The sequence below is a fragment of the Prevotella illustrans genome, from assembly GCF_017426725.1.
GTDB lineage: Bacteria > Bacteroidota > Bacteroidia > Bacteroidales > Bacteroidaceae > Prevotella > Prevotella illustrans.
This window is the reverse complement of sequence record NZ_JAERMS010000031.1, coordinates 19,099-37,598: the sequence shown is the minus strand read 5'-3', so window position 1 is coordinate 37,598 and position 18,500 is coordinate 19,099. Positions and strand designations below refer to the sequence as shown.

The following is an 18,500-nucleotide window of genomic DNA, read 5'->3' as shown; positions in this document are numbered from 1 at the left end:
GGCTGGAGGAAACCTACCGCCGAAAGGCGGCAAGGCGCTTCCTGCCGAGCCTACATGTCAAGTATGCCAACGAGCCACTGTTACTCAATGTGGAAATGGCGGACTTCATCCACGATGGGGAGAGCGTAAACCGTCCGAACAACGCCATGGAAGTCTATCTCAAGGAACTCGGAAGCGAAAGCCCGATGCTGGTAAGGCTCATCATGAAATCCATTCACAAGGAGGACAGGCGGACGGTGAAGCACATCGGCAGCAAGTCCTTCGGTATTCAGTACCTGCTCAAAGGGTTGTATTCGCACAACGGACTGCTGTACTTCCATACGGAACTGCGCAACAAGTCCAACGTGCCGTTCGACATCGACTTCATCACGTTCAAAATCGTGGACAAGAAGGTCGCCAAGCAGACTGCCATGCAGGAGCAGGTGCTGCTTCCGCTGCGTGCCTACAACTACATCACCTGCGTGGCGGGGCAGAAGAGCGAACGCACGGTATTCACCCTGCAAAAGTTCACCATCCCCGATGACAAGCATCTCATTGTGGAGATGCACGAGAAGAACGGCGGAAGACACCAATCCTTTGTCGTGGAGAATGAAGACCTTGTGCGTGCAAGGGAAATCAACGAACTCAAAGTGAAGTGATATGAGAAAGCTCGCATTTTTCCTGTTTGTCGTGTCGCTTGCCCTCTTTGCAGGGCAGGCACACGCCCAACGCTGTCTGCCCAAGATGAAAGGCATACGCCTGACCATCGGTGTGGCGGACGGTTTTTATTCTCCTTCTTCCAAGAATGAGACAGGATACTCGTTCGGGGCTTCGCTTGCCACCTACACGAAAGGAGGACATCAATGGGTGTTCGGGGCGGAGTATCTCCGAAGGTACCATCCCTATCGGGAAAGGCGTATACCTGTGGAGCAGTTCACGGGCGAGGGAGGTTTCTTCTTTGGGGTGCTTTCGGACGGAAGCAAGACCTTTTTCCTGTCAGCAGGTATTTCCGCCTTGGCGGGCTATGAGACGGTCAATGGCGGAGAGAAACGGCTCTTTGACGGCTCGACACTACGCAATAAAGACGGTTTTATCTACGGTGGGGCAATCACCCTACAGGCGGAGACCTATCTGAGTGACCACCTTGTACTGCTGCTCTATGGCAGGGAACGTTGCCTGTGGAGAGGCTCTACGGAGCGTTTCCATGCCCAGTACGGTGTCGGACTGAAAATCATGCTGGACTGATGGATGCACGACAGATGAGAGAGATTCCCATTGCGGACTTCCTCAGCGCAATGGGGATTCATCCGACTAAACAGAAAGGAAATGCCTTGTGGTATTCCGCTCCGTACCGCATGGAGCGGAGACCCTCCTTCAAGGTTGATATAAATAGAAACGTATGGTTCGACTTTGGCATTGGCAAAGGCGGAGACATCTTCGACTTGGCAGGAGAGTTCATCGGAAGCGAGGATTTCCTCCTGCGGGCGGCATTCATTGCACGGAACGGAGCTTATCCGCTTCCCATAATAGAACATCCACAAAGGAATGAAGAGAAAGAACCCGTCTTCAATGATATTTGGGTGCGACCGTTGCAGGATACCAGACTGCTGGGTTATCTGGAAGAACGAGGAATCAATGCCCACGTTGCCATCCCCAACTGCGAGGAGGTGAGGTATCGTGTACGGGGCAAGCGGTACTATGCCATCGGCTTTCGTAACGATGCCGGAGGATTGGAGCTTCGCAACCGTATCTTCAAGGGCTGCATACCGCCCAAAGACATTTCACTGAAGCGCAACGGCTCGGACGTCTGTTCCGTCTTTGAGGGCTTTATGGATTACCTCTCCGCTATGCAACTTGGTATCATCGCTTCGGACTGGCTTGTCCTTAATTCCGTTTCCAACGTGGAGAAAGCACTGAAAGTGCTGGGCGTTTATCGCAGGATAGAATGCTATCTCGATAATGATGATGCGGGGCGAAGAACATTGGAAAAGCTGAGGGCTGATTTCGGGGAAAAGGTCATTGACCGCAGCTCTCTGTATGCCGACCATAAGGATTTGAATGAGTTTCTGCTTTCCAAGAATGCAGGAAACAATGTATAACAACAAAACGATAACAAACAATGAAAAAGAAAATTATAAACACAATATGGGTAATGGGAGTACTTGCCCTCGCCGGGTTTTGCCTATCTGCTTGTAATCACGAGTTGGATATTCAGCAGGCGTACCCCTTCACGGTAGAGACGATGCCGGTACAGAAGCACATCGCAAAAGGGCAGACGGCGGAGATACGCTGCACGCTCAAACGGCAGGGACGATTTGAAGACGCACGCTACACCATCCGTTATTTCCAACCCGATGGTAAGGGGAGATTGAAAATGGATAACGGTACTGTCTTCAAGCCCAATGACCGCTATCCGCTCACGAAAGAGGAGTTCAGGCTATACTACACATCCGCTTCCACCGACCAACAGACGATAGACGTATATGTGGAAGATAATTTCGGACAGACGGCAAAACTCTCGTTTGAGTTCAACAGCCAGAAGGACGAGGAAAAGGAGAAAAAGGATGAGGTTAAGAAGTAAACTTGTCGTCTTGTACCTTGTCTGTCTTTCCTGCTTACGGCTTTCCGCTCAGGACGGAATGAATGCCCTGCTCTCGTTGCCTCCTTTTGAGCGTGCCGTGGTCTGCATCAAGCACTTCGAAGGCTTACACGGGTTCAAGGACGCACCCTATGTCGGATATGGTCATAAGCTGCAAAAGGGAGAACGCTTTACGGCGGCGATGACGGAACGGCAGGCGGATTCCCTGCTTCGGGCAGACCTGATGAAGCGTCTGATGATGTTCAAGAACTATGGCAAGGATGCCCTGCTGCTTGCTGTCCTTTCCTACAATGTCGGAGCGGGCAGGTTGCTCGGATACGGCAAACATCCCAAAAGCCGATTGCTACGGAAGATAGAGTCGGGCGACAGGAATTTCTACCGTGAATTTGTCTCTTTCTGCAGATACAAAGGCAAAGTCCTGCGTGGTCTTGTCAAACGACGAAAGGTGGAGTTTGTCCTGTTTTATATACCCTGATTAGCAAATACGCCTCTTGCGACATTTTTATGCTTCGCAAGAGGCGTATTCTTGCCGTTTTATTCACCTTTCTCGTTATGAATGTGTAACTTTGCAGAAAATATATCCCCTATGGAAGAAAAAGAAAAAAATGCAATATTCGATATAACGAAGAATAGAGTCTTCTTTGGAAGTATTGATAAGTTACAGGATTGGAATGATGGCGAAATATCGCAAGCGAAAATTATAGAAAAAGTAAAGATGACATTGAAAAATTATATGGAATTGGACAATGTTAGTTTTCTATTTGGTTCAGGTACTTCTATTCATCTTGGGGCAGTTTCTATTAGAAACTTTCCTATTGAAGTTGAAAAATATATTGTAGAAAAGGGGGGAAGTGCGGCTTTTTATTCGATGATAAAGAAGTTGCAGAAAGAGCAACTGAAAGGTAAGGAAGAAGGCTCAACTTTTAAAGACAAAAAAGGATGGGAGTTTATAATAAAGGAGTCTATCATTAGAGATAGTCTATCTGGAGAAATAGCAACAGAGTATGAAAGCGTACTCAATTATTTGACGGCTACAGAATTTCTTCAATCTTTGACTAATATGGAAGAAGAAGCTAAACAGACAAGAGAGCTTATAAGTACTATCAAGGAAGGATTGTTTGAGGTTTGCAATGTAGATAAGCGCAAAATTCCTACTTCTGAATTATGGAGAATTATCAAAAGAGGTAAAAAGAATGCTTTTAAGAGTGCACTAAAAAACAAATATCATTTTCACCAATTATTCTTAAAATCCTTATTGCAAAGACCTCTCAATTTGAGGAGAGCGAATATCTTTACATCAAATTATGACTTGGCTTTTGAGTATGCTTTTGATAATTTGGGGATTCATTATATTGATGGTTTTACAGGATTTCATAAAAGATTTTTCAAGCCAGAGACTTTTGAATATGATATTTTTTATCCAGGTTCAACAACATCGGGAAAAGTACAAAGAATTGAAAAAGTAGTTCGATACATCAAATTGCATGGTTCTCTTTCTTGGATAAATTCTACACAAAGAGATTCTAACAACCTATATGGCATTGAAGAAAAAACATTAGATGTTATAGATAAATTGGATAAAAAAGGCGAGATTATCATCTACCCATCCGCTGTAAAAAAATCCTATACATTAGATTTGCCTTACTCAGAATTGTTTAGGCAATTTGCAACAACTATTACACAGCCTCAATCTGTGCTCATCACTGTAGGGTACTCATTTTATGATGAGCATTTTAATGATATTATATATCAAGCTTTATCAAATCCTACTTTTACACTCATTATTGTAGATTTTGCAGGGACAAAGAATTTGGAAATACAACGACTGAAGGACTTAAATGACCCACGAATTATCATCCTTGAGGGTGAGTTCTTTGGTGACTTTCTGACCTTTGCAGATACATTGATGCCTAATTTTAACGAAGGAAGTTCCGCAGAAAATATAGCAACGACCTTGAATTCTTTATTAACAACAAAATGAAAATCTGAAAAACATGTCAGATAGAAATATAGGAAAGGTTATTTCTGTAGATAGCTTTAGGGTATTCATCAGATTAGACGATGATCTCAAAAGTTTATATAAAAGTGGATATGAGGACATCTACGAAGTCGCTCGTATTAATTCCTATGTGATAATACCTATTGGAGCAGATAGAATTGTTGCTATGGTAACAAGTGTACGGGCTATAGATGAAACTGAATTAGGGAAAAATAAAGAAGCTATATTTTTGACCAAATCTTCTCGTTTTCTTATTGCCACGATGATAGGAACTATAGAAAATGACGGAAGGTATATTCAGGGAGTTTATAATTATCCTATTCTTGATAATCCTGTTTGGTATGTAGTTCGAGAAGATTTAGATGCTATTTTCGATCAACAACCTAAGGATAATATAGATTTTTCTGAAGATTATTATCTCCCGATAGGAACTTCACCATCTTTCGCCGACTATAAAATAAAAATCAATCCTGATAAATTCTTTGGGAAGCATTCAGCCATATTAGGTAATACTGGTTCTGGAAAGTCCTGTACATTTGCATCCATTATTCAAGGTTTGTTTAACTTCAAATACAATGGCCAGTTGCTACAGAATGCTCATTTCGTAGTGTTTGATACAAATGGAGAATATAAACAAGCTTTTATGGGGACAAAAGAGGTTCCTTATGCCAAACTAAAGGAGGTAAATCCATTTCATATTGATAAGGACGGATTGAAAGTTCCTTTTTGGTTTATGAACTTTGCAGATTTTGATTATTTGTTTACTCCTACTGCTGGCACTCAGACACCGATTTTCAAGAGGGCACTATCCTTATCAAAGAATCAAAGTGTCGCTGTGATAAAAAGAAATATTCCACAAACATATCTATCAAAATTAGAAAATATCAAGAACGAATGCCTTGCTAATGATTATAAAATCAAGAGTACTATTTTTACAGAACTTCAAGATTTTATAAGAGAGTTTTCCGCTTTGGAGACAGATTTTAGCAAAGACAGGATAATCTCATCGCTAAACAATCTGTTGGGTGAGAAACAAAAACTTACAAAGCCTAAAGAGTTTATAAATGGTACTGTAAGTACTGCTGTGTTATCAAAATGTAGCGAGGATATAGAAGAAGAATTATCTCGATATTATCAAGATATTCACTCCCAAGAGGCAGCAGAAGAACGAAACATAGATCTACCTATTTTTTTTAATTTCAAAGATTTGATAGATCGTTTCTTTGATGAAGCAATCATAGAACAAGAAAATTCAGGAAATAAACTACGAGAGTTTGTATCTACTTTAAGATTACGTCTACAATCTTACCTTGGAGACGAAAGGTTGTGTCAACCCCTAATGATGTATCAAACAGTAGAAATAGAAAACTCTCTTGCAAAATTTATAGCTTTTATACTTGGAGATTTCTGTAAAGTGTATTCACAAGAAGATGATGACGTTTTTACTTTATTTTACAAGAATAAGACAAAAGCAGATGACCTCCAAAAGGTAAATCAAGTCACCATAATAGATATGTCATTGTTGCCTTTTGATGTATTAGAAACAATAACAGGATTGATAGGGAGACTCATACTTGAGTTTGTTTCTCGTTTTCCCGAAGAAGAACGAGGGAAAATGCCCATAGTTATAGCTTTAGAGGAGGCGCAAAACTACATCCCAGAAAGGAATAGAGGAGATAAGGAGTCTATTTCTAAAAAAGTTTTTGAAAGAATAGCTCGTGAAGGACGAAAATATGGTGTCTCATTATTGATTTCAAGTCAAAGACCATCAGAATTATCTAAAACAGTATTATCGCAATGTAATTCTTTTGTCGTACATCGCTTACAAAATCCTGATGACCAGACTTATGTGCGGCAATTAGTTTCAGCAGCTAATAACGATATTTTGCAACAATTGCCAATATTGCCACAACAACATGCGATTATAATGGGAGATGCAGTAAGAACTCCTGTACAAGCTCGAATGAATACAGCTAATCCCAAACCCAATAGTAATAATCCAAAGTTCATTGAGAATTGGATTCAAAATCCATCTGATGATTTTCCAGCATACAAGGATATTGCAAAAGCATGGGAAAAAGGAGAAAAAATAAACACTAATAACGAAGAATAAATCTCGTTTAGAAATGGCTTTTTGTTACTTTTGAGCCGTCTCAACTCACTGTCAAAAGTAACGAGGTGTTTTTCATTGGGTTTCTTTGCTCCTTTCTTTGTCCGCCCGAAGCTCACGAAAGAAAGGAGCGGTCGGCAAATCTGCCGACCGCTTTACTCTGTCTGTTTTTCTTGAATGGTTATCCGTCCCGTCCTTACTTCGGGATGCGTGGAGAAAGCCCAATTGATTTCCTCATCGGGAAGAGTGCTGTGAACATTTCCGCCCATCACCAATCCGCAATCCTGAATGACCTTTTTTCGTGCTTCTTCTCTGCTCTCGGCAGACACCTCAAACACTCCTTCAAAAATGTATCGCGTCCGTACTCTGTAAATTCTCTTCTTCATATACTCAAAATTCAACCTTTAATAATCTGTATTCCTTTGGCTCCCCATTGGATAATTTGCGGTGTTTGAGCCAAAAGTGATGTGCGCCATAGCCGTATGCAAAGAACTTGTCAAGTTCTGTTTCTTCGGCTATCCGCTTGACGGCAGTCCTTAGTTCCTCTTCATTGGCGGATAGAGTAATGGCATTGATTACCCTTACAAGAATATTGGGTATCTCGTCCGCCCAATTACATACGATGCTTTCTATTTCTGCTTTCATATCTGTGATGTTTTGGTAATTGTTTCTTATGCTGTCGCCCTCATTCTCTGTCTGATCAATTTGCAGTTGGCATTGACAAGGCTCACGATTTGGTCGTGATATTCTGTGTTTTGGTTGCACACTCCACGACTTTGCACCACTTTGAGCGTGTCCAGATTGACCTCAATCGTTTCTATCCGCCTGCCCTCAATGGTTGCCGAAAGTATCAGCGAGTTCTCTTTGAGATAGTAGGCATTATCGAATACGCAATGGTGCATTGACACGCCCTCCTCCAAATGTTCCTGCACGCTCTCCAAAACGTGGACTTGGATTGCGCCGTCCGTGAAACGGATACCAAAGAACTTGGATTTGAGTTCTTTGAAACGTTCCTCGTCCTCCATTGCCTTTTTGCGTTTCTTCTCCTTTTCTTCCTTTTCCCTTTGTCTGCGGAGTTCGTTTTGTCTTAGGTCGTGTTCCCTATGCAGGTCGATGGGGCAAACATACTTGGGGCTGTGTATGTCCTTGCCCAATCTGCGGAGTATATCCACATAGTCGCACCAAATTGAAATGTCCTCTATGTCATAGCCGTTGCGAGTGGCGACTTTATAGGATTGCCAACAAGCGTCAAATGCCCTCGAATTGTCAAGAAAGTATTTCAGATGCTCGGTTCTACCTGCTTTAATCAATGTTTCCGCACGGCTGTCGGACAATAGGGCTGGAATGAGAACAGTTGGTGCGATGTCGTGAAAATCATTCTTAAATCCATTCCTGCGGAATGCTTCCGTTGCCTTGAACTTCGGATATATCGGAGAGTATGATATATGGCGGTAGGCTTCGTTGTCGTTTCTCACTGCCATAGGCGAGCAATAGGAAAAGGTGTCGATGTATCTGCCCAATACTCTCTGAACGGCAACAATCGTCTTTCTTCCTTGTGCGTTCCACCAATACTGACCGATTTCAATAGTATAGGGGACAGCCTTGCAACCTTTCTCCATTTCCACAGAAAGAAGAAACATTCTTAGTACTTGGTATGCTCCACAAGTTGTAAGTATCGTAAAGTATTGTTTCTGCCTTATCTTGCGTTCAAAGGTTTCCCTGACCTGCAACCTTGCCTTGCAATGAGAGCAGGTGCAAATGTCCGTTGGTTTTACCATTGTCCAACTATGCCCACAATCCATACACGTTGTGCGACCTTTGGGCAGGCGATAGGCGAAATGGTCTATACACTCATGGAATGCCCATTTACTCTGTGTCTTGGTTATCAGTCGTAAGTTCTTGCTCTCTGCAAGTACTGCTTTCTCAAACTTGTTTCTCGGTTTCATAATCTATCCTCCTTAATCAGTTGTTGTGAAATACATAGCCGTCCTTATACCAAAAGTCTGTACAGAAAAGGTCGTCGGCATATTTTCCAAAATCAAAGTATATCAGTGCAAAATCGGATAAGTCATTCTCCATTTTTGCAAGTTCCTCCGCAAAATCCTCCCTGCTTGCATAACTTCCGATATAGTCGGATTGGAAAGACTTCACAAGGCTGTAAGCGTCTTGTGTGAGGTGGGCGTTGTTGCCGTCCGCCCACACCCAAAAGGCTTCTTTCTCCGTGCCGTTCAGTCTGTCCAACTCGTCCCGAAGTTCAAAGAAGTTTTCCTCCAAATGGCTCTCGTCTATCAGACCATCGGGAATTTCCTCCCACGCTTGGAACATATATTCGGGTTCTTCCTCGTCCTCGTGTATCTCCGCACAACGCTCCATAAAGCCGTCCAAATCGTAGAAGTCCGAAAGTTCCACCCATTCGCCCTGCAATGAGCCGTTGTTGTACTTGGCATAAGTGCCTACATAGATGCGTGCTTCGTTCAAATCCGTTGCTTCCATTTTTCTTTTGTTGTTTAAGGGTTAAAACTCGAATAGTGAGGGTTGTGCTATCTGCTGTTCCACTTGCTTCTCCGCTTTTGGTTTCTTGGCGGTCAGTTTGCGGTATTCCTCCGCTTGGTATCGCTCAATAGCCTTTTTCCGTGCTTCCGCCTTTTCCTCCTCTGTAAGTTCGATAGTATGGTTTACCACGACTTGGCAGTTGATGGACTTGCCCACCTCGATGTTATCCTCATCGTAGTAGTGAACGGCAAGGGAATATACCTCCTCATCGGACAGACCTGCACACCCCATTCTTTGGACTTCCGTCAAGATGTAGGTAATGCACTCGTCTATGTTTTTATTCTCCTTGCGGAAACTCTCTGCAAAGAGTTCATCGTATGATGCTCTGGTTTCCAAATAGTTTTGGATAACGTCCTTGAAATGTTCTGTACCTTTCATTGTGGTTGATGTTTTAATCAGTTGAATAATGTTCCGTCGGATAGAAATTCGTAGTTGTTGGCTTCGCAACTCTCGGCAAAGGCTTCTTCGCTGAGTTGATATTCCATATCGTCCCTGCAAGCCTTGAAAAAGCCGTTTAAGCACTTGTTCATAAGTTCGTAAAGGGTGGTGTTGTCGGGGGCTTTCAGAAAGTCGTATATAGGCTGTAATATCTCATAGTCCATATAATAGCCCGTCAAAACACAATCATTGGTGACGAATACACGGCTCTTGCGCTTTGTCTTGTAATTGTGCCCCCAAATGGTTTTGGGTATATACAAGTCGTTCCAATAGTTATTGACAAGGTATTTCAGAAGTCTAACCCCTTTCAAATTATCTTCTTCCTCTCTGTAATGAGAAGTGAAACGATACCAATAGGAATAATCATCGTATGACCATCTGTCCACCTTGATATTGAATATCTGTTCAAAGGCTTGCAATGTCTTTCGGTTTTCTTCGTCCCAACCATAGTTGAAATGTTCCGCCCAAAGGCTGTGTGCCTTTGCTTGTGCCTCTTTGGTCAGTTCGTGGAGGTTATATACCTCGTATGTTCTTGTTTCCGTTCTCATATTCGTTTGGTGTTATCGGGTTGTATTATTGATGATGTCTTCTCCATTGTCCGCAAAGACCTCGATAGTTGGTTTTCCTCCGTTTTCCTCTACGGATAGGCTTTCGGAGGTGTCATATAATGTTTCTCCGTCCGTAATGATGACTTTCTCGTTGTCCTCAAAACAGAGAACGTCCTCACCTTGCCACGACTTGACAAGAGCAACGGCTTCTTCATAACTCTCGGCTGTTATATCAAAACGGGTGCGTTCCCAACAAGTGACCTTTCTGTCTTGGTAAAATCTGAATGCTTCCATTGTTCCTATTTTTAGATGGTTGCTAAAATGATTTCTTGGATATGGGTAGGGGCAACCTCTGAAAAGAGATAGGTGATAAACTCCTTTCTGTCTTTCCGATTGAGTTCCTTGTATAGTTCCCCAAAGGCGGATATGTTTCCGTTGAGGTAAACCGATACCATATACTCGAAGATGTTGTCCACTTCGTAGTATCTGCATTGCTGTGCGATAGTTTTGCTTCTTCTTTTCATATATCTGTCTGTTTAAGAAATGAGTAACCAAAGTATTGCCCCAATGGTGAGGGCATAAGCCAAGATGTATGCTGCGATTGCCAAAGCAATGGTAAGGAGTAGCCGAATGAGGAATTTCCCTGCACATATCCCTGCCAGCCAAAGCCAGACGCTTCCGCCACAAAGGAGAGAGCCTGCGAGTGCAAGTACCACCCAAATTGATATTTTGTATCTCAGTTTCATCTTGTCTGATTTTTTTGATTTTATGCGGATTTTAGAGATGAGGGAGTTGAGTTTCCTTTTTCTTTTTCCCTGCTTCTCGCATATCCGACATTTTTTTTATGCGTCTTTCCGTCGGGTCGGTCGTTTTCGTTTCAGTGGCGTAAAAAGGCAGGGCTTAGGACAAACAAGGTTTTATGGCGAGAATACTACCTGCAATGAAATGGAAGTGTGGAGATTGTCGTCTAAACGGCTTGCCGCCCCGACCTTTTTTGTCCGTGGAAGCCCGGAACTACCTTTGCCGCTGACAACGAACAACCGATCCCGACATAATACACGGGCATAAGTGGAGGATGTGCAGACGGAGAAGCGGGGCGAAAACAAAAAACGCAGTTTTCGAGGACTGCATCTTATCATAAAACGGAATACACTGAAAACAAAAAGCCGTCCCAACGGACGGCTCTATGAAAATAATTTGGAGAAAATTCTTTTTTCTCACGATATACCTTTATCTTTGCAATAGGTTATTCGAGTTATGCAAAGCGTTGTGTGTCATTGCAGAAGATAGGTCGCTAAATCATTACCTATTGAAAATCATAACTCACAAGGCTGTTCATAGCCAATTACTTAGACCTAAATGATAGATTTTACACAAAAATATTACTGAAAACGGGCTCGAAAAAATTATTCAAATAGCACGATTACCGCCTTCTTTTTTTATCGTTTGGCAGCTGAAAATGTCCTTATGAGGCATGAATTTTATGCTTTGGCTGCTCATTGTTATGCTTTTACCTTGTCAAAGCAGTGCTTTTATCTCGTAATCGTAACGCTTTTAGCGGCTGAAAGGGCTACAATTTGTGGGTAAAAACCGCGTTTTGAAGGGCCTATATCGGATAAAAAGTAGCGCAATTTAATGTAATTGTCTGATTATAAGTTAGATACGAAACTTCGCGTAGAATCTCTTTTTTTCAGCCGATGTATAATTATTTTTAAATAACGCCATCATTTTCAGCCTTTTGTAAAGTTATTTCAGTATGATATGGGGGCACCCTTGCCTCGATTGCTCGGGTGCCCCACTGATCATTATACAATTCCTTGTGCCATCATTGCCTTGGCAACTTTCAGGAAACCGGCAATATTTGCCCCTTTCACGTAGTTGATATATCCATCGGGCTGTGTGCCATATTTCACGCAGTTGCCATGAATGTCGTCCATGATCTCATGGAGTTTGGCGTCAACAACCTCACGGCTCCAATGCAGACGTTCAGAGTTTTGTGTCATTTCAAGCCCCGATACGGCCACGCCGCCGGCGTTTGACGCCTTTCCCGGACAATAAAGAATCTTGGCGTCCTGGAACACTCTGATGGCTTCCGGCGTCGTAGGCATGTTCGCCCCTTCGCTTACGGCGATTACACCATTGTCGATGAGCGCCCGGGCCGCTTCTTCGTCGATTTCGTTTTGCGTGGCACAAGGCGTAGCGATGTCGGCTTTCTCAAGCCAAGGCTTGGCACCGTCCACGTATTTCGCGCCATATTTTTCGGCATATTCCTTGATGCGCCCCCGTTCTATGTTCTTGAGCTCCATAATATAGGCCAGCTTTTCCTCGTCAATGCCGTCGGGATCATAGATATAACCGTCGGAATCGGAGCATGTGACGGGCTTGGCGCCGAGCTGAATGAGTTTCTCTATCGTGTATTGAGCCACGTTTCCGGCCCCCGAAACCAATACGGTCTTGCCGGCAAGGTCAATGTCGCGCGTCTGTAGCATGTTCTGTAAGAAGTAGACATTGCCGTAACCGGTGGGCTCGGGCCGAATCCTGGAGCCACCGAACTCTTGGCCTTTGCCCGTCAGAATGCCTTGGAAGCGATGTGTCAGCTTCTTGTACATGCCAAACATGTAGCCTACTTCACGGCCGCCCACACCGATATCTCCGGCCGGAACGTCCTCATCAGGACCGATATGATGATAAAGTTCGGTTATGAACGCTTGGCAGAATCGCATGATTTCGTTGTTGCTCTTGCTGCGAGGAGAAAAGTCGGACCCTCCCTTGGCGCCACCCATAGGCAGTGTTGTGAGTGAGTTTTTGAATGTTTGTTCAAAGGCAAGGAATTTCAAGATAGAAAGATTGACCGACTGATGATAGCGTAAACCGCCTTTATAAGGACCTATGGCATTGTTGTGTTGCACTCGGTAGCCCATGTTTGTCTGAACGTTGCCTCTGTCATCTACCCATGTGACCCGGAACTGAACCAAACGATCGGGAATACACAGGCGCTCTATCAGATTCGCTTTCTCGAATTCCGGGTGCTTGTTATACTCTTCTTCGATAGTGCCTAACACTTGGCTTACTGCCTGAATGTACTCAGGCTCATTTGGAAATCTTTGCTTCAGATTTTCAACAACGTCCACTGCTTTCATAAACTTCTATGTTTTGTAGTTCTACTTTGGCCCATTAAACGATGTTATCGCACACAATTTAATGGTCGTTAATTCATCTCTTGTTGCAAATTTAAACTAAAATATCCGAACACAAAGCATAATGTCACGAAAAACGCGCAATAATATGATATTTTGATATTATTTTTGTGATTTATCGTCAAAATGAAAACTTATACCTTATTATATATTCTCGGTTGGCTATTTCTGAATGTCAGCATAGCCAACCAATTCGTCCGTTCTGCCATTGAGTGAACGATAATAAATGAGTGCTTGATATTGGTTGCCCGTTTGGTAGAAATTGCCCTCTGAAGCTAATGGCCGCATTCGACCATCGGGACCTTTTTCAAGATACTGATACGAATAATATCCTTGTTTGAGCCTGACGGTCGCATGGTATAAGCGGTCTTCGGGCGAATAAGTCATTTCGTAGTCTGGCGTGAATTGGTCATTGCTAAAATACCCGTTGAGATAGATTGGTCTTTCTCGTTGGTCCGTTTGGAGCGTAAAGTCTACGTCAACATAGTCTGTTGTCGTATAAACAGCTTCATTGTCGCTGTTGCGAATGATAAAGGCGCCATTGCCACTTGGCGCGTAATTGTAGTTCGGACGCGGTTCATCTGTCCACAGTACAGCGTGGGTGATGTTACCGTCCCAGTAAATGTCTTTAATGCCCATCGTGGGATGGTCGGTAGCAAGCACTTCAAATTTACGGTATTCGTTGCCGCCATTGAATATTAACGCCGAATTGTGTTGCCATGTCAATCCTTCCTGACTGACGATTTGTGGACGTGGATTGACAACGGCATTGTCCCATCGGCGGTTTTGCAGGACGACGGTTTTTATCTGACTGGCAGGAGCGGAAACCGCAGTAGAACCATATTTGACACGCATCTCAATTTGTTGGTGGGCATGATTGATGTCGATGTCGGTATTGGTCTGCACACTAAGCCGCACGCTCATCTTCTTGTCGAGTACCATAAAATAGCATTCAAACGCGACTTCTTCAGGAGCATAGGCCCGATAAACCGTCACCTTGTAATTGCCACTGAGTTTCAGGTTGATTTGTTCGTTGGGCACACTAAATGAATAATGTGTATAGAGGATATTGGTATTGATCGATTTTTCAACATCCTTTATATCTAAGTCTTCAAGAAATCCATCGGCAATATCGGCAGGGAACAAGCCTTCAGACACAGACCAGTCCGCGTCGCAGTGCTCTATCTTGTATTGGTATTGATGATAGTCATGGCCGTATTGGTCGAAATTTATAATGATATTGGGCCCCTCGCGAAGTGGAATGATCGGCAGGGAGCGCCAGTCATTGCCCGGCGAAATGGTGACGGTAGCTATATCATTATGATAGATAACGGTTTGCTGCCCATACAGATGGGCCGCCAAAAAGAAGGTTAATAAGATTTGCAGAAGTCGTCTCATGTGGCAAATATAGCGTATTTTGATATAATGGCTATGCAAATAGGAGTATTTTTTATATAATCGTTTTAAAAACGCGACAATTTAATATATCTAATAAGCGGTTTTAAATTATTTTCAATATCTTTGCGAGAGCATTTCACAAATCGTGTTTTGCTATGGATGAAACGATCGAATTCAATTAACCGATATAAAAATGAAGCAAACAATTTTAGTTACAGGTGGTACCGGCTTTATCGGTAGCCATACGACGGTAGAGCTTATTGAGTCGGGATACCAAGTTGTCATTATTGATAATTTGAGTAATTCCAAAATAGAAGTGTTGGATGGAATCGAGAAAATAACAGGTGTGCGTCCGGCTTTTGAGCAGATAGATCTGACAGACTATCAAGCAACGGAGAATGTCTTTAAGAAATACCCCGCCATAGAGGGCATTATCCATTTCGCGGCTTCCAAGGCGGTGGGAGAGAGCGTGCAGAAGCCCCTTCTGTACTATCGCAACAATATCGTTTCCTTGGTAAATCTATTGGAATTGATGCCTAAATATAATGTGAAGGGCTTGATTTTCTCATCCAGCTGCACAGTGTATGGACAGCCCAAACCGGAAAATCTGCCTGTGACGGAAACGGCACCTCATCAGAAAGCGATGTCGCCTTATGGCAATACCAAAGAAATAAATGAGCAGATTATTTATGATTATATCCACAGCAACGCTCCGATAAAGAGTATTGTATTGCGCTATTTCAATCCTATAGGCGCCCATCCCTCTGCTTTGATCGGTGAGCTTCCCAATGGTGTGCCCAACAATCTGATTCCTTTTGTAACCCAGACGGCCATGGGAATCCGTAAGGAACTGACCGTATTTGGAAATGATTACAATACGCCCGATGGCACATGTATTCGTGATTATATCTATGTCGTAGATTTGGCCAAGGCTCATGTGGCTGCGATGACACGTGTGCTCGATATGGACGCGGACCGTTTAGAATACTTTAACATCGGGACGGGCAAGGGAAATTCGACCAAGGAAATTATAGAAACGTTCGAACGTGCCACCGGCGTAAAACTGAACTGGAAGTTTGGCCCGCGCCGTGAAGGTGATATCGAAAAGATATGGGGTGACTGCACCAAGGCCAATACAGTCTTGGGCTGGAAAGCCGAGACTCCGTTGGAAGATGTGCTGCGGAGTGCCTGGAAATGGCAAGAGAAGCTGAGAGCAGACGGCGTAATGTAAAAAGTCCCTGCCGTGGCAGCGAACAAGGGGATGTGTACATTTACTTGGCACATCCTTTTGTTTTCTAATAATTTGCAGAAGGTTCAAATAATTGGTTATCAAGAAAATATTGCGATGAAGTCCAAAACGAAGCCGAATTTAGAAAAAAACAATGATAAATTTCCATATCAAGTGAAAAACCCGTATCTTTGCAGTTCGAAAAGATATAAACAAAAATCATAACATACAAAGTAATTATGACTAAAGCAGATATCATCAACGAGATTGCAAATGAAACAGGCGTTGCTAAGAAAGATGTAACCGTAGTTGTAGAAAGCTTTATGGCAACCATCAAAGATAGCCTTTTAGAGAAAAAGGAATGCGTATATCTTCGTGGATTTGGAAGTTTTATCATCAAGCATAGAGCCGCTAAAACTGCAAGAAACATCCTCAAGAATACAACGATAACAATTGACGCGCATGATCTTCCCAGCTTTAAACCTGCCAAAAGCTTTGTGGAGCAAATGAAAGGTGAATGAAACAATAAATATATTATAATATTTTAATTTATTAATTATGCCAAACGGAAAGAAAAAAAAGGGTCACAAGATGGCCACACACAAGCGTAAAAAGAGATTACGTAAGAATAGACATAAGAGCAAGTAATTTTTCTTTACTGTTTTTATGTTTTAAACAGCCTATGGGGTATGTCAATTTCATCAAGTGATTTCTTGACATACCCCCAATTTTTTAATTATTAAGAATTCATTTAAGGAAAGAAGAAATGACCAGCGAAGTTGTTATTGATGTTCGGGAGAAAGAAATTTCGACTGCCCTGCTGGAGGATAAGAATCTTGTTGAATACCAAAACGAACCCAAACAAGCTTCTTTCGCAGTAGGAAACATCTATGTGGCCAAGGTGAAAAAAATCATGCCTGGCCTGAATGCTTGCTTTGTAGATGTAGGCTATGAACGTGATGCTTTTCTTCATTACCTTGACTTGGGCAACCAATTTAATTCCTATTCCAAGTATCTGAAACAGGTAACCAGCGATAGGAAAAAGTTATATCCTTTTGCAAAAGCAACCAAGCAACCCGATTTAAAGAAGGATGGTAGCGTCCAACAGACACTTACTGTCGGGCAAGAGGTTCTGGTACAGATTGTAAAGGAGCCAATCTCCACCAAAGGTCCGCGTTTGACGGGAGAATTATCCTTCGCAGGGAGGTATCTGGTCCTGATCCCATTTGGTGATAAGGTTTCTGTTTCTTCCAAAATTAAAAGTGGAGAAGAAAGAGCCCGTCTGAAACAACTAATCCAGAGTGTCAAACCCAAAAACTGTGGGGTTATTGTTCGGACTGTAGCGGAAGGCAAAAGAGTTGCAGAACTGGATACAGAACTAAAGATTTTGGCGCAACGCTGGGAAACGGCTTTAGTAAAAATTCAAAAGTCACCCAAACGCCCTCAACTCGTTTTTGAAGAAACAGGAAGGGCTATCGCGATGTTGCGCGACCTTTTCAACGAAAGTTTTGAAAATGTCTATGTCAACAATGAAGAGGTCTTCAAGGAAATTAAGCACTATATCACGCTAATTTCACCAGAGAAACAACATATTGTCAAGCTATACACTGGAAAGGTACCCATTTTTGATAACTTTAATGTTACCAAACAGATCAAGTCAAGTTTTGGAAAAACGATCAATTATAAGCATGGCGCATATCTCATTATAGAACATACTGAAGCACTGCATGTTGTCGATGTTAACAGTGGAAATCGGTCCCGATCAGAAAATGGACAAGAAGCAAATGCACTGGATGTAAATCTCGGGGCAGCAGATGAATTGGCCCGCCAGCTACGACTGCGTGATATGGGAGGGATTATCGTAGTCGATTTCATTGATATGAATCTGGCAGAGGACAGACAATTACTCTATGAGCGCATGTGCAAAAACATGCAAAATGATAGAGCCAGACACAATATACTTCCACTCAGTAAGTTTGGTCTTATGCAAATTACCCGGCAGCGGGTCCGTCCGGCAATGGATGTAAATGTAGATGAGACCTGCCCAACATGTAACGGAAGTGGTAAAATAAGATCAAGTATATTATTTACAGACCAATTGGAAGGCAAGATCGATCGACTTGTCAATAAGATCGGAATTAAGAACATCTATCTTCATGTGCATCCCTATGTGGCTGCTTATATCAACCAAGGTATCTTTTCTCTAAAAAGAAAATGGCAAATCAAATATGGTTTCCATATTCATGTCATCCCCTCTCAAAAACTCGCTTTCCTGCAATACGAGTTCTACAATGCTGACGGGCAATTTATTGACATGAAAGAGGAAATTGAGACCAAATAAAGGTTTTCGCGTTAGAAAATCTTGGATACCTAATGACACATTAGCAATAAAGGCGGGAACTGGATTAAGAAAAACAGTTCCCGCCTTTATACCTTATATTACACCGTGAT

At 42.7% G+C, this 18,500-nt stretch carries 21 protein-coding genes; 10 read left to right on the top strand and 11 right to left on the bottom strand.

Features of this window, described 5'->3' with window-relative positions; translation table 11 throughout:
* From traN to JHU38_RS09275, 7 genes are all read left to right on the top strand, one after another.
* Positions 1 to 638: conjugative transposon protein TraN (gene traN / locus JHU38_RS09305; protein ID WP_207859361.1), on the top strand; the 638-nt coding region annotated here is incomplete at its 5' end.
* Between the two features lies 1 nt (position 639).
* Complete coding sequence (locus JHU38_RS09300; RefSeq protein ID WP_107580810.1) at positions 640 to 1,224, top strand: conjugal transfer protein TraO; 585 nt, start codon at positions 640 to 642, stop codon at positions 1,222 to 1,224.
* Complete coding sequence (locus JHU38_RS09295) at positions 1,224 to 2,078, top strand: toprim domain-containing protein (RefSeq protein WP_097549302.1); 855 nt, start codon at positions 1,224 to 1,226, stop codon at positions 2,076 to 2,078. The genes JHU38_RS09300 and JHU38_RS09295 overlap by 1 nt, the downstream gene beginning before the upstream one ends.
* 20 nt (positions 2,079 to 2,098) lie before the next feature.
* Complete coding sequence (locus JHU38_RS09290; protein ID WP_097549303.1) at positions 2,099 to 2,560, top strand: DUF3872 domain-containing protein; 462 nt, start codon at positions 2,099 to 2,101, stop codon at positions 2,558 to 2,560.
* Entirely contained in the window at positions 2,544 to 3,053 is a 510-nt protein-coding gene (locus JHU38_RS09285) for a glycoside hydrolase family protein (RefSeq protein WP_097549304.1), read from the top strand. Before JHU38_RS09290 ends, JHU38_RS09285 begins: the two co-directional genes overlap by 17 nt.
* 111 nt (positions 3,054 to 3,164) lie before the next feature.
* On the top strand, positions 3,165 to 4,559 hold the full coding sequence (locus tag JHU38_RS09280; RefSeq protein ID WP_179857749.1) for an SIR2 family protein: 1,395 nt from the start codon (positions 3,165 to 3,167) through the stop codon (positions 4,557 to 4,559).
* Positions 4,560 to 4,572: 13 nt separating this feature from the next.
* Positions 4,573 to 6,690 carry an ATP-binding protein gene (locus tag JHU38_RS09275; RefSeq protein ID WP_097549306.1) on the top strand — a complete coding sequence of 706 codons (2,118 nt, stop codon included), beginning with the start codon at positions 4,573 to 4,575 and terminating at the stop codon, positions 6,688 to 6,690.
* 152 nt (positions 6,691 to 6,842) lie between these two features.
* Here the strand turns inward: JHU38_RS09275 and JHU38_RS09270 are convergent, their stop codons facing one another.
* The 11 genes from JHU38_RS09270 to JHU38_RS09225 form a co-directional block, all read right to left on the bottom strand.
* Positions 6,843 to 7,073 (bottom strand): hypothetical protein, encoded by a 231-nt coding sequence (locus tag JHU38_RS09270; protein ID WP_021677990.1) that lies wholly within the window; start codon positions 7,071 to 7,073, stop codon positions 6,843 to 6,845.
* A gap of 4 nt (positions 7,074 to 7,077) precedes the next feature.
* Complete coding sequence (locus tag JHU38_RS09265) at positions 7,078 to 7,332, bottom strand: hypothetical protein (RefSeq protein ID WP_021677989.1); 255 nt, start codon at positions 7,330 to 7,332, stop codon at positions 7,078 to 7,080.
* Between the two features lie 26 nt (positions 7,333 to 7,358).
* Positions 7,359 to 8,633: a PcfJ domain-containing protein gene (locus tag JHU38_RS09260; RefSeq protein ID WP_107580752.1), complete on the bottom strand. Its 1,275-nt coding sequence runs from the start codon at positions 8,631 to 8,633 to the stop codon at positions 7,359 to 7,361.
* A 16-nt stretch (positions 8,634 to 8,649) separates the two neighbouring features.
* Positions 8,650 to 9,180: an antirestriction protein ArdA gene (locus JHU38_RS09255; RefSeq protein WP_021679065.1), complete on the bottom strand. Its 531-nt coding sequence runs from the start codon at positions 9,178 to 9,180 to the stop codon at positions 8,650 to 8,652.
* 21 nt (positions 9,181 to 9,201) lie between these two features.
* Positions 9,202 to 9,618 carry a PcfK-like family protein gene (locus JHU38_RS09250; protein ID WP_004365304.1) on the bottom strand — a complete coding sequence of 139 codons (417 nt, stop codon included), beginning with the start codon at positions 9,616 to 9,618 and terminating at the stop codon, positions 9,202 to 9,204.
* Between the two features lie 17 nt (positions 9,619 to 9,635).
* A complete protein-coding gene (locus JHU38_RS09245; RefSeq protein ID WP_097549307.1) occupies positions 9,636 to 10,226 on the bottom strand; it encodes a hypothetical protein in 591 nt (196 codons plus the stop codon).
* A 12-nt stretch (positions 10,227 to 10,238) separates the two neighbouring features.
* A complete protein-coding gene (locus JHU38_RS09240; RefSeq protein ID WP_097549308.1) occupies positions 10,239 to 10,520 on the bottom strand; it encodes a hypothetical protein in 282 nt (93 codons plus the stop codon).
* 11 nt (positions 10,521 to 10,531) lie between these two features.
* Positions 10,532 to 10,750 carry a hypothetical protein gene (locus JHU38_RS09235; protein WP_004365312.1) on the bottom strand — a complete coding sequence of 73 codons (219 nt, stop codon included), beginning with the start codon at positions 10,748 to 10,750 and terminating at the stop codon, positions 10,532 to 10,534.
* A 12-nt stretch (positions 10,751 to 10,762) separates the two neighbouring features.
* Complete coding sequence (locus tag JHU38_RS12520; protein ID WP_097549309.1) at positions 10,763 to 10,972, bottom strand: hypothetical protein; 210 nt, start codon at positions 10,970 to 10,972, stop codon at positions 10,763 to 10,765.
* 1,059 nt (positions 10,973 to 12,031) lie between these two features.
* On the bottom strand, positions 12,032 to 13,366 hold the full coding sequence (locus JHU38_RS09230) for an NADP-specific glutamate dehydrogenase (RefSeq protein WP_207859359.1): 1,335 nt from the start codon (positions 13,364 to 13,366) through the stop codon (positions 12,032 to 12,034).
* 219 nt (positions 13,367 to 13,585) lie between these two features.
* Positions 13,586 to 14,821 (bottom strand): type IX secretion system plug protein, encoded by a 1,236-nt coding sequence (locus JHU38_RS09225; protein WP_107580807.1) that lies wholly within the window; start codon positions 14,819 to 14,821, stop codon positions 13,586 to 13,588.
* A 193-nt stretch (positions 14,822 to 15,014) separates the two neighbouring features.
* On the opposite strand from JHU38_RS09225, the gene galE reads away from it, so the two are divergent.
* The 3 genes from galE (at position 15,015) to JHU38_RS09210 (ending at position 18,390) form a co-directional block, all read left to right on the top strand.
* Complete coding sequence (gene galE, locus JHU38_RS09220) at positions 15,015 to 16,052, top strand: UDP-glucose 4-epimerase GalE (RefSeq protein ID WP_107580806.1); 1,038 nt, start codon at positions 15,015 to 15,017, stop codon at positions 16,050 to 16,052.
* Between the two features lie 236 nt (positions 16,053 to 16,288).
* Positions 16,289 to 16,570, top strand: coding sequence for an HU family DNA-binding protein (locus JHU38_RS09215; RefSeq protein WP_107580805.1), 282 nt, complete (start codon positions 16,289 to 16,291; stop codon positions 16,568 to 16,570).
* A 245-nt stretch (positions 16,571 to 16,815) separates the two neighbouring features.
* Positions 16,816 to 18,390, top strand: coding sequence for an Rne/Rng family ribonuclease (locus tag JHU38_RS09210; RefSeq protein ID WP_107580804.1), 1,575 nt, complete (start codon positions 16,816 to 16,818; stop codon positions 18,388 to 18,390).
* Positions 18,391 to 18,500 lie beyond the last annotated feature (110 nt).

Excerpts from the sequence above, each read along its gene's own strand:
- JHU38_RS09260 (WP_107580752.1), bottom strand. The coding sequence starts at position 8,633 with ATGAAACCGAGAAACAAGTTTGAGAAAGCAGTACTTGCAGAGAGCAAG.
- galE (WP_107580806.1), top strand. The coding sequence starts at position 15,015 with ATGAAGCAAACAATTTTAGTTACAGGTGGTACCGGCTTTATCGGTAGC.
- JHU38_RS09210 (WP_107580804.1), top strand. The coding sequence starts at position 16,816 with ATGACCAGCGAAGTTGTTATTGATGTTCGGGAGAAAGAAATTTCGACT.
- JHU38_RS09230 (WP_207859359.1), bottom strand. The coding sequence starts at position 13,366 with ATGAAAGCAGTGGACGTTGTTGAAAATCTGAAGCAAAGATTTCCAAAT.
- JHU38_RS12520 (WP_097549309.1), bottom strand. The coding sequence starts at position 10,972 with ATGAAACTGAGATACAAAATATCAATTTGGGTGGTACTTGCACTCGCA.
- JHU38_RS09275 (WP_097549306.1), top strand. The coding sequence starts at position 4,573 with ATGTCAGATAGAAATATAGGAAAGGTTATTTCTGTAGATAGCTTTAGG.
- JHU38_RS09240 (WP_097549308.1), bottom strand. The coding sequence starts at position 10,520 with ATGGAAGCATTCAGATTTTACCAAGACAGAAAGGTCACTTGTTGGGAA.
- JHU38_RS09215 (WP_107580805.1), top strand. The coding sequence starts at position 16,289 with ATGACTAAAGCAGATATCATCAACGAGATTGCAAATGAAACAGGCGTT.
- JHU38_RS09280 (WP_179857749.1), top strand. The coding sequence starts at position 3,165 with ATGGAAGAAAAAGAAAAAAATGCAATATTCGATATAACGAAGAATAGA.
- JHU38_RS09225 (WP_107580807.1), bottom strand. The coding sequence starts at position 14,821 with ATGAGACGACTTCTGCAAATCTTATTAACCTTCTTTTTGGCGGCCCAT.
- JHU38_RS09290 (WP_097549303.1), top strand. The coding sequence starts at position 2,099 with ATGAAAAAGAAAATTATAAACACAATATGGGTAATGGGAGTACTTGCC.
- JHU38_RS09285 (WP_097549304.1), top strand. The coding sequence starts at position 2,544 with ATGAGGTTAAGAAGTAAACTTGTCGTCTTGTACCTTGTCTGTCTTTCC.
- JHU38_RS09300 (WP_107580810.1), top strand. The coding sequence starts at position 640 with ATGAGAAAGCTCGCATTTTTCCTGTTTGTCGTGTCGCTTGCCCTCTTT.
- JHU38_RS09235 (WP_004365312.1), bottom strand. The coding sequence starts at position 10,750 with ATGAAAAGAAGAAGCAAAACTATCGCACAGCAATGCAGATACTACGAA.
- JHU38_RS09270 (WP_021677990.1), bottom strand. The coding sequence starts at position 7,073 with ATGAAGAAGAGAATTTACAGAGTACGGACGCGATACATTTTTGAAGGA.
- JHU38_RS09265 (WP_021677989.1), bottom strand. The coding sequence starts at position 7,332 with ATGAAAGCAGAAATAGAAAGCATCGTATGTAATTGGGCGGACGAGATA.
- JHU38_RS09295 (WP_097549302.1), top strand. The coding sequence starts at position 1,224 with ATGGATGCACGACAGATGAGAGAGATTCCCATTGCGGACTTCCTCAGC.
- JHU38_RS09245 (WP_097549307.1), bottom strand. The coding sequence starts at position 10,226 with ATGAGAACGGAAACAAGAACATACGAGGTATATAACCTCCACGAACTG.
- JHU38_RS09250 (WP_004365304.1), bottom strand. The coding sequence starts at position 9,618 with ATGAAAGGTACAGAACATTTCAAGGACGTTATCCAAAACTATTTGGAA.
- JHU38_RS09255 (WP_021679065.1), bottom strand. The coding sequence starts at position 9,180 with ATGGAAGCAACGGATTTGAACGAAGCACGCATCTATGTAGGCACTTAT.